This window comes from Arthrobacter sp. 35W, from assembly GCF_000482545.1.
Taxonomy (GTDB): Bacteria; Actinomycetota; Actinomycetes; order Actinomycetales; family Micrococcaceae; genus Specibacter.
This window is the reverse complement of sequence record NZ_KI519454.1, coordinates 1-13,739: the sequence shown is the minus strand read 5'-3', so window position 1 is coordinate 13,739 and position 13,739 is coordinate 1. Positions and strand designations below refer to the sequence as shown.

At 65.4% G+C, this 13,739-nt stretch carries 8 protein-coding genes; 6 read left to right on the top strand and 2 right to left on the bottom strand.

The features are described 5' to 3' along the window. The first annotated feature begins 114 nt into the window (after positions 1-114). The 4 genes from K254_RS0100100 to K254_RS25095 all read left to right on the top strand — a co-directional run bounded on the left by K254_RS0100100 (position 115) and on the right by K254_RS25095 (position 4,581). Positions 115-1,587, top strand: a complete 1,473-nt coding sequence (locus tag K254_RS0100100; RefSeq protein ID WP_026553677.1) for a sulfatase family protein — start codon at positions 115-117, stop codon at positions 1,585-1,587. 77 nt (positions 1,588-1,664) lie between these two features. Then, positions 1,665-3,101 carry a sulfatase-like hydrolase/transferase gene (locus K254_RS0100095; RefSeq protein WP_026553676.1) on the top strand — a complete coding sequence of 479 codons (1,437 nt, stop codon included), beginning with the start codon at positions 1,665-1,667 and terminating at the stop codon, positions 3,099-3,101. A 95-nt stretch (positions 3,102-3,196) separates the two neighbouring features. Further along, a complete protein-coding gene (locus K254_RS0100090; protein ID WP_026553675.1) occupies positions 3,197-4,054 on the top strand; it encodes a hypothetical protein in 858 nt (285 codons plus the stop codon). A 227-nt stretch (positions 4,055-4,281) separates the two neighbouring features. Next, complete coding sequence (locus tag K254_RS25095; protein ID WP_081709784.1) at positions 4,282-4,581, top strand: AAA family ATPase; 300 nt, start codon at positions 4,282-4,284, stop codon at positions 4,579-4,581. Between the two features lie 406 nt (positions 4,582-4,987). Here K254_RS25095 and K254_RS0100085 read toward each other — a convergent pair. Beyond that, positions 4,988-6,135 (bottom strand): IS3 family transposase gene (locus K254_RS0100085; protein WP_155848397.1). Its coding sequence is split into 2 segments (ribosomal slippage): positions 4,988-5,862 and positions 5,862-6,135, totalling 1,149 coding nucleotides; the frame shifts between segments, so codons are not numbered across the junction. 162 nt (positions 6,136-6,297) lie between these two features. Between K254_RS0100085 and K254_RS0100075 the strand changes: the two genes are divergently transcribed. Further along, the gene (locus K254_RS0100075) at positions 6,298-8,634 is read left to right on the top strand and encodes a LamG-like jellyroll fold domain-containing protein (protein ID WP_026553672.1); all 2,337 of its coding nucleotides are present in this window, start codon (positions 6,298-6,300) and stop codon (positions 8,632-8,634) included. After that, positions 8,631-13,136: a hypothetical protein gene (locus K254_RS0100070; protein WP_026553671.1), complete on the top strand. Its 4,506-nt coding sequence runs from the start codon at positions 8,631-8,633 to the stop codon at positions 13,134-13,136. The genes K254_RS0100075 and K254_RS0100070 overlap by 4 nt, the downstream gene beginning before the upstream one ends. Positions 13,137-13,144: 8 nt before the next feature. On the opposite strand, the gene K254_RS20885 is transcribed toward K254_RS0100070, so the two are convergent. Further along, positions 13,145-13,739: IS3 family transposase (locus K254_RS20885; RefSeq protein ID WP_035748809.1), on the bottom strand; the 595-nt coding region annotated here is incomplete at its 5' end.

The following is a 13,739-nucleotide window of genomic DNA, read 5'->3' as shown; positions in this document are numbered from 1 at the left end:
GGTGATTCCTCCTTGATTCATCCCTTCGCGCCCTTGGAGACTGGAGGCGGGCCTGCCCGGCCCGGGACCTCCGGCGAGCGGATGCGTCTGATCCTCCAGTGACAAGGACCCCCAATGCCCCTGCGCGACGGCGGCGCTGCACGCCGACCCAACATCATTGTCATTGTGTCCGACGACCACGGCTATGCCGACAGGTCCGCGCTGGGCACCCGGGAGGACGTCGCCACGCCCGCGCTGGACAGGCTCGCGGCCCAGGGCGCCAGCTACACCAACGCCTACGTCACGGCACCCATCTGCTCGCCGTCGCGGGCCGGGCTGGCTGCGGGCTCCTACCAGCAGCGGTGGGGCGCGTTCTGGTTCAACAACTCGGAGATCGGCCCCGCCGAGGTCCCCACCACGGCCGAGCTGCTGCGTGCCGAGGGCTACGCCACTGGCTACTTCGGCAAGGTGCACTACGGCACCGAGCATGCCGGCGACAGGGGCACGCCGCCGCAGCACGGCTATGAGGAGTCCTTCTACGGCCTCGCCGGTGAATCGATGGGCCGGCTGAACTACCTCCACCACTCCGAGGCCGCAGTGGACTCCTACGGCGAGGCCGCCTTCCCGATGGCCGTCCAGCCCCTGTGGGAGGGCGGCGAACCGGCCGAGTTGGAGGGGTTTCTGACGGACGAGATCGGCGCCCGGGCCCGGACCTTCATTTCCGACCACGCGGCGGAGCCGTTCCTGGCCACCGTGGCCTTCAACGCCGTCCACAACTTCTGCTGGCAGCTGCCCGCGGAGGAACTGGCCAAGCGCGGCCTGCCGGCCTACGAGGATTGGAATCCGGGCGAAAGCGAGTACCTGGACTGGTACGACGGTGCCATCAGCCCGCACCTGGAGAACGGCAGGGCCTACTACCTGGCCCAGTTGGAGCTGATGGACGCCCAGATCGGGAAGATCCTGGACCACCTCGATGAGCTGGGCCTGGCCGAGGACACGCTGGTTGTCTACACCACCGACAACGGCGGATCCACCTGCAACTACGGGGTCAACGAGCCCCTCCGCGGCACCAAATACACACTGTGGGAAGGAGGCATCCGGGTGCCGTTCCTGGCCCGGTGGACCGGACGCATCCCCGCCGGCGCCGTCCGGGAGGGGCTGGCCAGTTCGATGGACATCCTGCCCACCGCGCTGGCCGCGGCCGGGGCGGATCCGCAGAGCTACGGCCATGTCGATGGGCTGGACCTGCTGGGCGGCTTTGGGGATGACGACGGCGATGCTTCCGACGGCAGTGCCGGTTCCGGCCCCGGCTCCGCCTCTGCCAGCGGGCACGAGGCGCTTCATTGGGACTGCGGCTGGCAGTGGGCCGTGCGCCGCGGCGACTGGAAGCTGTCTTTTGTCGATTCCACCTCCCCGGTTCCGGATTCAATCCGCCGGGTGGAGCACGCCGATCCCGGCAGCGGATTCTTCCTCGCCAATCTGGCTCGGGACGAATCCGAAACCACCAATCTGGCCGCCAGCGAACCTGCCCTCGTGGCCGAACTGTCTGCACTCCATGACGAGTGGCGGGCAGTCATCGACGCCGGCGTCTCCCCCGTGGCTGTCTGATCCAGCCCAGCGGCCCTCCGCCGCCCCGGCGCTGACGGCGTCGTCGCCGCCGAACCACCACCCATCGAAGGAGCCTCGTGGCCAGCACTGATCCCAGCCGTCCCAACATCGTCTTTGTCCTCAGCGACGACCAAGGCCCCTGGGCCTTGGGCTGCGCCGGCAATGACGAGATCCACACACCTAATCTGGACGCCCTGGCCGCCGCCGGAACCCGGTTGGAGAACTTCTTTTGCGTCTCCCCCGTCTGCTCCCCCGCCCGCGCCAGCCTGATGACCGGGCAGATCCCCTCCCGGCACGGGGTCCACGACTACCTCACCGGCGTCGAGGTGGGACCGCAGGCACCCGACTACCTGGCCGGCCAGCCGCTGTTTACGGACGTCCTGGCGGACAACGGCTACCGGATGGGGCTGTCGGGCAAGTGGCATCTGGGGGCCAACGACGCCCCGCGCCAGGGCTTTGTCCACTGGTACGGGCTGGAGGGCGGAGGCAGCCCCTACCGCGGCTCCACCATGTACCGCGACGGTGCTTCAGAGCACGTCACCGAGTATCTGACGGACGCGATCACCGACGACGCCCTGGGGTTTCTTGAGGCCGAGGCCGCCCTGCCCGAGCCGTTCTTCCTTGCCGTGAACTACACGGCACCGCACAAGCCCTGGAAGGGCCAGCACCCGCCGGAGTTTGAGGCTCTCTACGACGACTGCGCCTTTGCCAGCTGCCCGCAGGAACCGGCGCACCCGTGGCAGCCCACCGTGGGCGGCGTCGCCATCGGCGGCGAGCCCGACGTCCGGGCCGCGCTGGTGGGCTACTTTGCCGCCGTCAGCGCCATGGACGCCGCCATCGGCCGCATCCTCGCGCAGCTGGACGAGTTGGGGCTCAGCTCCAACACCCTGATCGTGTTCAGCAGCGACAACGGCTTCAACTGCGGCCACCACGGCATCTGGGGCAAGGGCAACGGCACCTTCCCGCAGAATATGTATGATTCCTCGGTCAAGGTGCCCGCCATCTTCCACCTGCCGGGCCGGATCGCTGCAGGGCAGGTCCGCACCGAATTGCTGAGCGCCTACGACGTAGCGGCGACGCTGCTCGATCTGGCCGGGCTGGACCCGGCACCCTTTGAAACCGGGCCCGGGTCCTCCTTCGCCTCCCTGCTGGCCGCGGGGTCCCCGTCCGACCGCGGATCACGGGCGTCCGATGCCGTCGTGGTCTACGACGAGTACGGCCCCGTGCGGATGATCCGCACAGCCGAGTGGAAATATGTGCACCGGTATCCGCATGGACCCCACGAGCTCTATGACCTGGTTTTGGATCCTGGCGAGCGGCACAATCTGGTGGCCGATCCATCCTGTGCCGGGCGCCTGGCGGAGCTGCGTGCCCAGCTCGATGGCTGGTTCCGCAGCCACGGCGTCCCCGCGTTCGACGGCGTTTCCCTTCCGGTCGCCGGGGCCGGCCAGCACCACCCCCTCGGCGCCGATCCGCTCGGCGCCTTCATCGGGCCGAACTGGGACGGGGTTTAGCGTCGGTTTCGATCACCGCGCGGGGTGGTGCAGTATGAACTGATGGATTCTAGACACATCCACACAGGGGGAAGAAGATTGAAGTGCATCCGCGGATGGTACGCGAAACTGTGACGAATGTTCCGTCACAAGGTGCGGAGCGCGACAGTGGGGGCGCCTGGGTGCAGATAACCCATGAAACCCGTCTTCGAGCCACCATCCCGACAGACTTCGAACCACCGATGTGGGAAGGCAGCAGGCTTCGCCGGAAGCTTTTGTTGAGACGAACCGCCGTAATCTTGCTCATTGCCGTCGTCACCGCTTGGCTTGGTTGGGCTGCCATTGTGGGGACCATCCACGCAACTGGGAGCTACACCACTACCGATGGAATCGTCACAGCTCAAACTGACACCACGGCCCGCTACCCCGGGTGCCAGCTTGATGTGGACTACTCCGTGGATGCGAATCAGCTTCATGGCGTTGTCAAAGTCAACGCCGACTGCAGCACCTTGCCGAAGGCCGGGTCGCCAGCCACGCTGAACGTTGCCACAGCTGATCCGCGCGACATCTGGATCGAAGGGGTCAACGACGCGAATCATCCGAATCCCGTGGTCTTTGGATTGTTGCTCCTGGCCCTCCCGCCCGTGGTCGCATTCGCCCTATGGAATAAACTCACCGACTACGGGAGAGTACGTAAGCTGATTGCCTCCGGCGCTCAATGGCGGCAGGTCGGGGCGACTGTCGCGAGCAAGGATGCCAACCGAGCTGGCTTTTCGATCACTTTGGAGGCTGAGGACCTCTCAGGAAAGCTCTGCTCATTCACCGTCATCTACCGATACTCAAGCCCCATTGGTCCTGTGCGTGTAGGCGACAGAGTGGAACTGACACTGGTCGCCAACAAACAGTTGCAAGTACTCGTTTGGAGGCCGGACCGGAATCGTGTCTACCTCGCCTACGTTATCCAACCCCTCTAGCGATGCAGCGGGGTGCCGCGATTGGACAGGCGCTCCATGAACTGCTGCTGCGTAGATTCGACGATACGGCCCGCAAGGGGATCCGCTGGCCGGCATGTCGAATCCGCCTTCTAATCCGACTTCGCGTCTCACAACGTTTGTGTCTCGAAAGGCATGCGTTTCGAGACACTGACGTTACGATACAACGCATTCCTCAAAAGTGATGCCCTCCCCACTACAGTTGTGGGATGCGTATCAACGGCGTCCGAGTCAAGAATTTTAGAACTGTTTCGGCTCAGGAGCAATACCTCGACCTCACCCAAACCATGACAATCATCGGCCCTAATAACAGTGGCAAGACCAACCTGTTGCAGGCGATCCAAATGTTCTTCACTGGATACGACAACATGCATGGATATTCCGTGGTTGACGATTCGCCTCGCGGAAAAGGATCGCGGACGAGTATCGTCGGTTATTTCGAAGGAGATCCTACCGGCGATGACCTGAGCTTTTATGCTGATCTCGACCGCCTCTATTCGCTATATTAGCTCACGCGCCCGAGCGAGGTTGTCGCACTTTACCTAACTTTCTCCCCCTCCGGTACACCGATCTATAACTTCTTTCCAAATCAAAAGCGACCTAGCGAAGGAACCGCTCAGTCCAATATCAGCAGGCTCCAAAAACAACTCGTCGTAGAGCTCCTGAGTCAGTTTCACTGCCACTTCATTCCCTCAGAGAAGAGCATGCGTGAGCTCGTCGATGATGTGCTCACGCCGTTTGTGCAAAGTGTGGTCGTCAGCGTACTCGAGCCACTCTTGGACAGTATCCAGTCAGAGCTAGATGACGTGTCCAAGAACATTACGACTGCTTTGGCCGGCAGTGGCGTAGTCGGCCTCTCGGCTTCTTTCGGGTTCCAAGGTGGTTCTGGTTGGGCCCCCGTTAGCAGTCCAGCGTCTATGCGATAGCTAATTGGTTCTCTTGCGTCCAGGTTTCCCAGTACCGGTAGGGCGTCATGCCGTCCAGGGATCCGTGGGGCCGTTCATGATTGTAGATAGCTTTCCATTCGGCGGCCAAATACTTTGCTTCGGCCATGGTGTCCATGATCTCGCCGGTGAGTTGTTCCCTTCTGAATTGGGCGTTGAAGGATTCGATGAAGCCGTTCTGCCAAGGTGATCCAGGGTCGATGAATGCCGTGTCGACGCCGACGGTGTTGCACCACTCGATCAATGCCGCGGCGGTGAATTCAGGCCCGTTGTCACACCGGACGTAGGCAGGTGCCGTGCCGGTTTCGGCGATGATGTTCTCCAGCACCGCGACCACGTCGGCGGCCTTGAACGACCTGCGCGGGATGATCGCCAGCGCGGTGCGGGTGTATTCGTCGATGACGTTGAAGAACCGGATATGCCGGCCGCAGGAGGTCACATCCGACTGGAAATCGAAGCTGACCACGTGCATCGGGTACTGCGCTGTGAGGCGCTTCTGCTCCCCGGCGCCGGGCCCGGTGCGCCGCTTCTTCCGCGCCTTCGGCTTGCAGGTCAGCCCTTCGTCGCGCCAGAGCCGGCGGATCCGCTTCCGGTTCAGCGCCACACCGTCCCACGCAGGCTGCGCGAGCAGGTGCCAGCGGGCCTTCCGCCAGCCCCACGCCGGGTGCTTCACGGCCACGGCCCGGAGCTCCGCCCGCAGCTGCATCTCCTCGAAACCCATGTCCGGTTTCTTCTTCCGGAAGGCAGAGCGGTTCTGGCCCAGAAGAGCGCAGGCGAAGCGTTCGGACGCCCCGAACTTCTCCACCGCCATGCGGACGGCACGGCGGCGGGGTTCGGGGCTCAGAATTTTCCCTTGGCCACCTCGTTCAGGATGTCGATGGCGAGCTCCTTTTCCGCCAGCAGCCGCTTGAGCCGGGCGTTCTCCTTCTCCAGCTCCTTGGTCCGTTTGGACGCCTCGGCGTTCTTCTCGGACCCGTACTGGTTCAGCCAGCGGTACCAGGTTGCCTCGGTGACCTGGAGCTCCTTGATGACCTCGACCATCGGGCGTCCGTCATTGAGCATTTTCTGGCCCTGCCGGACTTTGGCGATGACCTGCTCGGGGGTGTGTCTGCGTGCCATGATTCGTGAATTTCCTCCTGTGTCCATTCTCGGACACGAAACTCACACAAACACTGGACTCCTACGCGGGGACCCAACCACGGCCACACCCTCCACCAGTCCTGGCCCTTCGGGAACCTCCCCACCCCCGTCCTGGAAGACAACACGGCCACCTACCCGTCCGTGCTTCCCGGGGTCGACCTGATCCAGATCGCCCACAAGAACGGCGTCTCCCAGGTCCTGCGCATCGCTACCCCCGAAGCGGCCAAGGATCCGCGAGTGGTTCAGATGCGGATCTTCCTGGACTCCGGAAACACGACCGTGCACGACACCGGCGCCGGCGGCCTGGAGGCCCGGGGCACGGACTCCGGGGAACCGGAGCTGCGCACCGCCGAGGGCCAGTGGTGGGACTCCTCCCAGTCCGGGGCCTCCGCCCTGGACTCCGGCGGTCCCGGCCTGACCCGCCCGTTCAGCCTCAGCCTCGGTGCCGAGAACGGCAAGCAGACTCAGGTCTTCGGCATGGACGAGATCCTGAACACCGAAGGCCTGGTCTACCCGCTCTATGTCGATCCGGACTGGTCCACGGTGCGCGTCTCCTACCTCTACGTCGACACCGCCTACCCGAACACGCCGTACTGGAACGGCCAGTACACCGACACGACCGGCCACGTCGGCTACCTGCCGTCCTACTGGGCCCCCGACGGGATGAACCACACCACCCGCACCTTCTACCAATTCGACACCCACCTGCTGACGGGCAAGGTCATTCTCGACGCGCGGATGAACCTCTGGGAGTCCTGGTCCTCCTCCTGCACCCCCGCCCGGGTCAACGCCTGGGTTTCGGCAGGCATCTGGTCCGGCACAACGTGGAACACCCAGCCGCAGCTGCTCAGCTACATCGGCGAGCAGACGGTGGCCAAGGGGTACAGCGCCGCTTGCCCCGCAGGGACTGTCGGTTTCGACATGGGGGCCGCAAAGAGCCAGCTGGCGACGTCGCCGCAGTGGACGGTCGCCCTCTCCGCCAACAACGAGGGCGACCCGCTGGGGTGGAAGCGGTTCGGCAACGACGCCTCCATGACCATCACCTACGACACCCCACCCGTGACGCCCTGGATCTGGACCATCAGCGGCGCCTCCTGGACCGGGGAACCGTTCGCACCGGGCTCGACCTATGTCACGCGCCTGCGCCAGCCCACCTACCAGGTGGGCACCTGGGACCCCGACGGATCCAACGGCGGCAACATCTTTGTCTACATGACGGTCCGCAACATGTCCGGCCAGATCATGTCCACCACCCCCAACGGGCTCCCCGTTGACGCTTGGGGCGGGTACCCCTCCTGGCAGGGAGGAACCCTGGCCGACGGCACCTACGAGTTGGAGGCCTACGCGGTGGACCAGCAGGGCGTCGGGTCCGGGGTCATGCGGTTCAATTTCACGGTGGATACGCAGGCTCCTGCCCCGCCGGTGGTCACCCCCTCCGGGACGTCGTTTGATGCCTCCCACACCGATACAGGCGGTGTGGTCGGGACAACGCCGTACGACTTCGCCCTGGCCAACACCGGCCCCTACTCTGCGAAGGGCTTCGTCTACGCGGTCACGAACGGGGGGACGGCCCCCGCCTTCCCCGGCACGGTCTCCTGTGAAACCCGGGTGCGGGAATTCGTGGTCGTCTGTCCCGAGGGCGGGCGCAATGCGACGGTTCAGGTGGCCGCCGTGGACGCCACGACGACCCTGACGGCGTGGTCCTTCGACGCGGCCGGGAACATCAATGAACAGGTCCACAGCCTCCCGGTCTCCTACACGTTCACCGTCGGGAACACCGAACCCATGCCCGCCACCGTCCTGCCCGTCACCACCCACGGCGGCGCCCAGGTCGTTGAGGTGGAGACCATGGCCGGGGTTCCCCAAGGCACGACCTGCCAGGGCGGGCTCGCCGAGGACGCCGACGTGTTCGAACGCGGCAGCGTCCTGCAGTTCACTAACATCGGCGACTACGCGACCACCGCGACCGCGGCCATCGACACGTCCAAGAGCTTCAGCATTTCCGGCTGGTTCTGCCCCAGCACACCCACCGCGGCCGGGACGAAGACCCTCGCCGCCCAGCTCAACGGGGCCGGATCCCCCGGGGGTGCGTTGCGGATCACCGGGTCCGGATCCGCCGCCTTGACCGCATGGTCCGGGCCGAACCAGGCCGGACCCAGCACCGTCAACGCCTCGGACGTGATGACAGCCAACACCTGGCAGTTCATCTCCACCGTCTACGACAAGATCAACCGCCAGCTCCGCCTCACCGTCACCGCCGACGGGACCACGAAGCAATGGACCGTGGCGACCTCCGGACCCGCAAACCTGCCCACCGGTGGCACCGACCAGGTCGTGCTCGGGGCACTCAACGCCGCCGGCATGGACCAGTTCATCGGCCAGATCCACCAGCCCGTGATGACCAACCATGTCCTTACCGGGCAGCAGTTCACCTTCGCCCAGTACCAGTTCAACGGCCAAACAGGAGTCCTTCGATGAGCACCCGCCGCTTCCTAAACACCCTCCGCAAGGCCGGCCTGACAGGACTCCTCGCCTGCACCCTCACCGCCTCTGGCGCCGGATTTACAGCGCTGGCCGCCTACACGCCGGCGTGGACGCCCGAGAGCGCCGCGAACACCGAACCCATTCCCTCGACGGCCTGGTCTCCGGCCTCGGAGATGCAAGCCGTGCTGGCGCCTGTGCTCGATGGAATTGATGTTGCCCCGGCCCACGCCACCATTCAGGGCACGGATCCGGCACGCATCAGCGCCGCGGGCAGTGGAACAGCCAGCGCCCGTCAAAGCAAGCCCCATGTGGTGTCGGCCGTGCTCGCGGCCAACCCGGCGGCAGGCAATGACAAGGGGTCCGGCGACTTTGCCGCATTGCCGGGCACTAGCGCCGGCACCTGGGGTGCGACCGGACAAACGGGAGGGTTCACTTGGAGCTACCCCCTCACCGCCCGGCCCGGCCCAGCCGGGGACGCCCCGTCCGTGTCGTTGTCCTATGATTCCAGCCGCGTGGACGGGCTCACCAGCTCCACCAACAACCAGGCCTCCGTCGTGGGCGACGGATGGGCCCTGGGTGGGGCAGGCGTCATCCAGCAACGCTTCACCCCGTGCACGGACCAAGGCGTCACCAACTCCTACGACCTCTGCGGAGAACCAGGAGGCCAGCAGTTCACCATTTCCTTTGGGGGGCGTTCGGGCCCGGTCGTCAAGGACGCCGCCACCGGCACCTACCGGCTGCAAAATGATGACAACACCCGCATCGAGTACGTCACGGAAGCCGGGTCAAACGGCACCTACGACGGCGGCTACTGGAGACTGACGGACACCACCGGCACCCAGTACTTCTTCGGCCGCAACAAGTTGCCCGGGTGGGGGGCCGGCAGCGCCACCACAAACTCCACCGACACGGTCCCCGTGGGCGCCGCCAATCCCGGCCAGCCCTGTGCCGCCGGATCCTTCGCCGCCTCCCTGTGTCAGCAGGCCTATGCCTGGCGCCTGGACTACACCGTGGATCTGCACGGCAACAGCCAGGCCTTCTACTACAGCCAGGACAAGAACAGCTACGCCGCCCAGGCCGGGACCGGATCCCGGCTGGAGTATGTGCGTGCCTCCCGGCTGGCCCGCATCGACTACGGCATGCGTGCCGGCACCGAGCTGGGCTCACCAGCCCCGCTGCGCATGGCGTTCGACTATGCCGCCCGCTGCGACGGCGTGGACTGCGCCGTCGGCAACGACGTGCCCACCACCTTCACCTGTACCCAGACCGGCGACTGCTCCACCGATTTCCCCACGTTCTATAGCGACCAGCGCCTCAAAACCATCACCACACAAACCAACACCGGCGGATCCACCTACCAGAGCGCCGATGTGTGGACGCTGCACCATTCCATGCCCGACCCCGGCGACTTGACCAAGCCGGCCCTTTGGCTGGGATCCATCGACCACCAGGGCGTGAACACTGCGACCGGCACCGGGCCGGCCATCACGGACCCGCCCGTGGTCTTTGGTGGACAGGCCCTGCAAAACCGGGTGTGGGTTGTTGACGGGCTCGCCCCGTTGGACCGGTACCGGATCGCGGCCATCAAGACCGTCACCGGTGCCAGCATCGCCGTCAACTACCTGGCCGCTGAATGCACCCCCACCAACCTGCCCGCCTCCCCCGAAACAAACACCAAGCGCTGTTTCCCTCAGTGGTGGACACCGACCACCCCCCTGCCGCAGCCCGCTCGGATGGACTACTTCCATACCTACCCAGTCGCTTCCATCGGCGTCTTGGGCGGCCCCGGCGGCACCGCCGACCTGCTTACCCGCTACGAGTATGTGGGAACTCCGGCATGGAAATATGACGGACCGAAGTTCGTCGCTGGGGCCGGCGGTTCGCAGCTGACCTGGTCCGAGCTGGCCGGATGGCCCCAGGTTAAGACGATCACCGGAAACGCCGGGGCCGGGCTGAACCCGACCTCCACTACTACGTATCTGCGCGGCTTGGACGGGACCCCATCCAACGGCTCGGGCGGAACAAACGCTGTCACGGTGACGGCTTCCGATGGCACCGTCGTCACCGACTCGCCGTGGTTGGCCGGCACCGCGATCGAATCCCAAACCTACCTGGGCGAAACCGGGGGCCTGCTCAGCTCCACGATCACGGCCCCGTGGTCCTCGGCCCCGACCGCAACCAGCAGCCCCGGGACGGGATCCATGCAGGCCCGGCACACCGATAGCCAGTCGATGAGCACCCGCACCGCCAGCAGCTCCCCCGGCGGGTGGCGGACCACGACAACCACCAACACCTTCGACAGTCTGGGACGAGTCAAGGCCGTCTCCGATGCCGGCGACACCGCAGTTCCCGGCGATGACACCTGCACCGTGACCGTCTACGCGGACAATGCCACGGTCAACCTTCTGGGACTTGCGGCCACGACGACCACCTACGCAGGCACCTGCACTACCGGCGGTGACCCCACCGGCACGGCGCTTCGCGGCACCCGGGCCCTCTACGACCAGTCGGCCTCGGCAACCCCTGGGTCCGGCGGCTACACGGCGCCGACCAAGGGCGAACCGGCCCGGACCGATACGAGCGCAACTACCGACGGCGGCGCCATTGCCACCTGGGTGACCGGCCCGTCCCTGACCTTCGACGCCCTGGGCCGGACCACCGTGTCCACGGACACCACCACCGGCACCCCCCGCACCACCAGCACCGTCTACACCCCGGCCACCGGGCCGGTCACCTCCACCACCGTCACCAACCCGCTGGGGTGGACGACGACGACGACGTACGATGCGATCCGCGGCCAGCAAACGTCGAATACTGACGTCAACGCGAACGCGACCACCTACCGGTACGACGCCTCCGGACGGGTCACCGGCGTGTGGGACCCCATGCGCCCCCAAGCAACAAACCCGGTTCCAACCCAAGCCACGACCTACCAGGTCTCCCAATCCTCCCCCTCCTGGGTGCGCACCGACACCATGAACGGCAACGGGGCCCCCATCCCGTCCTACAAGATCTACGACGGACTTGGACGGATCCGGCAAACCAAATCGCTCTCCCCCGGTGGCGGCACTATTGCCACCGAAACCCTCTACAACGGCACCGGGCAGAAGCAGACCGAACGCAACGCCTATTATCTTGCCGAAGACCCCGACGGCATCCTGCAGATCCCCAACCTGGCCGTCCCGTCCTCAACCCAGTACGACTATGACGGGGCCGGCCGGCCCACCGCCATCACCGCCCTGGCCTACGACAACCAGGTCCAATGGGCCACCAACATTGCCTACACCGGCATGGACACCGTGACAACGACAGGCCCGGGCAACGAATCCGCCTCCCGCAGCACCGTCAATGCCCAGGGTTCAGTAGTCACCCGGGATCTATTCCGTGGCACCACAGCCACCGGAACCCCCGACACCGTCACCTACCAGTACGACGCCCTGGGCCAGCAGACCGCCATGACTGACACGGCAGGGAACAGCTGGACCTGGTCCTTTGACGCGGCTGGCCGGCCAACGGGCAGCACGGACCCCGACACCGGGGCCACGACCGCCACCTACGACGCCTCCGGGCGGACCGCGACCACGACCAACGCTGCCGGCACCACCACCGGATATGTCTACGATGTACTGGACCGTAAAACGTCCCGGACCGTTGCCCTGTCCGGCGGACAGCCCCAAACCCTTGTCAATGTCACCTATGACGGGGAGAAGAAGGGGCAGGTCACCTCCAGCACCCGGTTCAACGGGGCCAACTTCGACCAACCGGTGACCACCACCGTGTCCGGATACAACGCGGCCTACAAGCCAAAGACGGTCAAGACCGAGCTGCCATCCGCTTTGGGCGGCTTTGCCGGAAGCTACACAACCTCGCGCACCTACAGCAAGGCCGGGAATGTTACCGGCAAACAGTCACCGGCCATTGGCGGGCTGCCTGCAGAGACCCTGTACTACGGCTACGACGAGTTCGACAGGCCCTCGTCGCTCTACAACCAGTACCGGGACACCTACGCCGGCAACACCGAATACAACCATCTGGGCACCATTGCGACCTTCCTGCAGTACGACCGTTTCGTTGTATCCGGTGGATCCGATACCACCGGCACCAATCGCACCTACTACAACTGGGATGCGACGACGGGCCGTCTCGCCCAGCAATGGTCGACGAACATCACCAACGGATTCACCGCCGATCTAGGCAAGACCTCCTACAACTACGCCCCCTCTGGCAAGCTCACCTCCCGGGACACCGCCTATGCATCCCGGCCCGGGGCGCCGGTGGATTACCAGTGCTACGACTACGATTACGCGTCCCGTCTGGCGGCCGTGTGGACGCCGGCGTCCAAGGCGTGCACCACGGCACCGGCACCGGCCGACACGGCCGTGGCCGGGCTCGGCGGCCCCGCCGCCTACGCCCAGACTTACACCTACACGGCAGCCGGGGATCGGTCCCAAGTGAAACGCTTTGGGCTGCTTAGGAGTTTTCGGACAGCGGATTAGTGGTTTTTCTACGCTGCCGTGGCCGGCTGCTGGTAACTATAGTGGACCTCATTCGGGCGTCGGTAACCGAGGGCCGAATGGCGTCTGCGGCTGTTGTAGAACCCCTCGATGTAGCGGATGACGTCCCTGCGTGCCCGGTCCTTCGTGGCGTACGTCGTGCGGTACACGCGTTCGTTTTTCAGGGCCGAGAAGAAGGTCTCGGCCTGGCTGTTGTCCCAGCAGACACCGGTCCTCCCCATGGACGACCGCATCCCCAGCCCGGTGACCACCGCACGGAAGGACGCCGAGGTGTACACGCTTCCGCGGTCCGAATGCCAAATCGCGTCCGGCTCGATCCTGGTCGTCGCGGCGGCATTGGACAGGGCCCGTTCCACGAGTTCGGAGCGCATGTGGTCCTCGATCGCCCAGCCGGCGACCTTCTTCGAATAGCAGTCGATGACCGTGGCCAGGTAGATGAACCCCTGCCACGTGTGGATGTACGTGATGTCGCCGACGAACTTGATGCCCGGGCGGTCCGCGGTGAAGTCCCGCCTCACCAGGTCCGGCATCGCCGCGGCCGCGTCGGCATCCGCGACGGTGGTGGTTCTGAAGGGCCGTGGCTGG

What these genes read in the sequence shown, in the direction of transcription:
- K254_RS0100100 (WP_026553677.1), top strand. Translation starts at nt 115, where the DNA reads ATGCCCCTGCGCGACGGCGGCGCTGCACGCCGACCCAACATCATTGTC.
- K254_RS0100090 (WP_026553675.1), top strand. Translation starts at nt 3,197, where the DNA reads ATGGTACGCGAAACTGTGACGAATGTTCCGTCACAAGGTGCGGAGCGC.
- K254_RS25095 (WP_081709784.1), top strand. Translation starts at nt 4,282, where the DNA reads ATGCGTATCAACGGCGTCCGAGTCAAGAATTTTAGAACTGTTTCGGCT.
- K254_RS0100070 (WP_026553671.1), top strand. Translation starts at nt 8,631, where the DNA reads ATGAGCACCCGCCGCTTCCTAAACACCCTCCGCAAGGCCGGCCTGACA.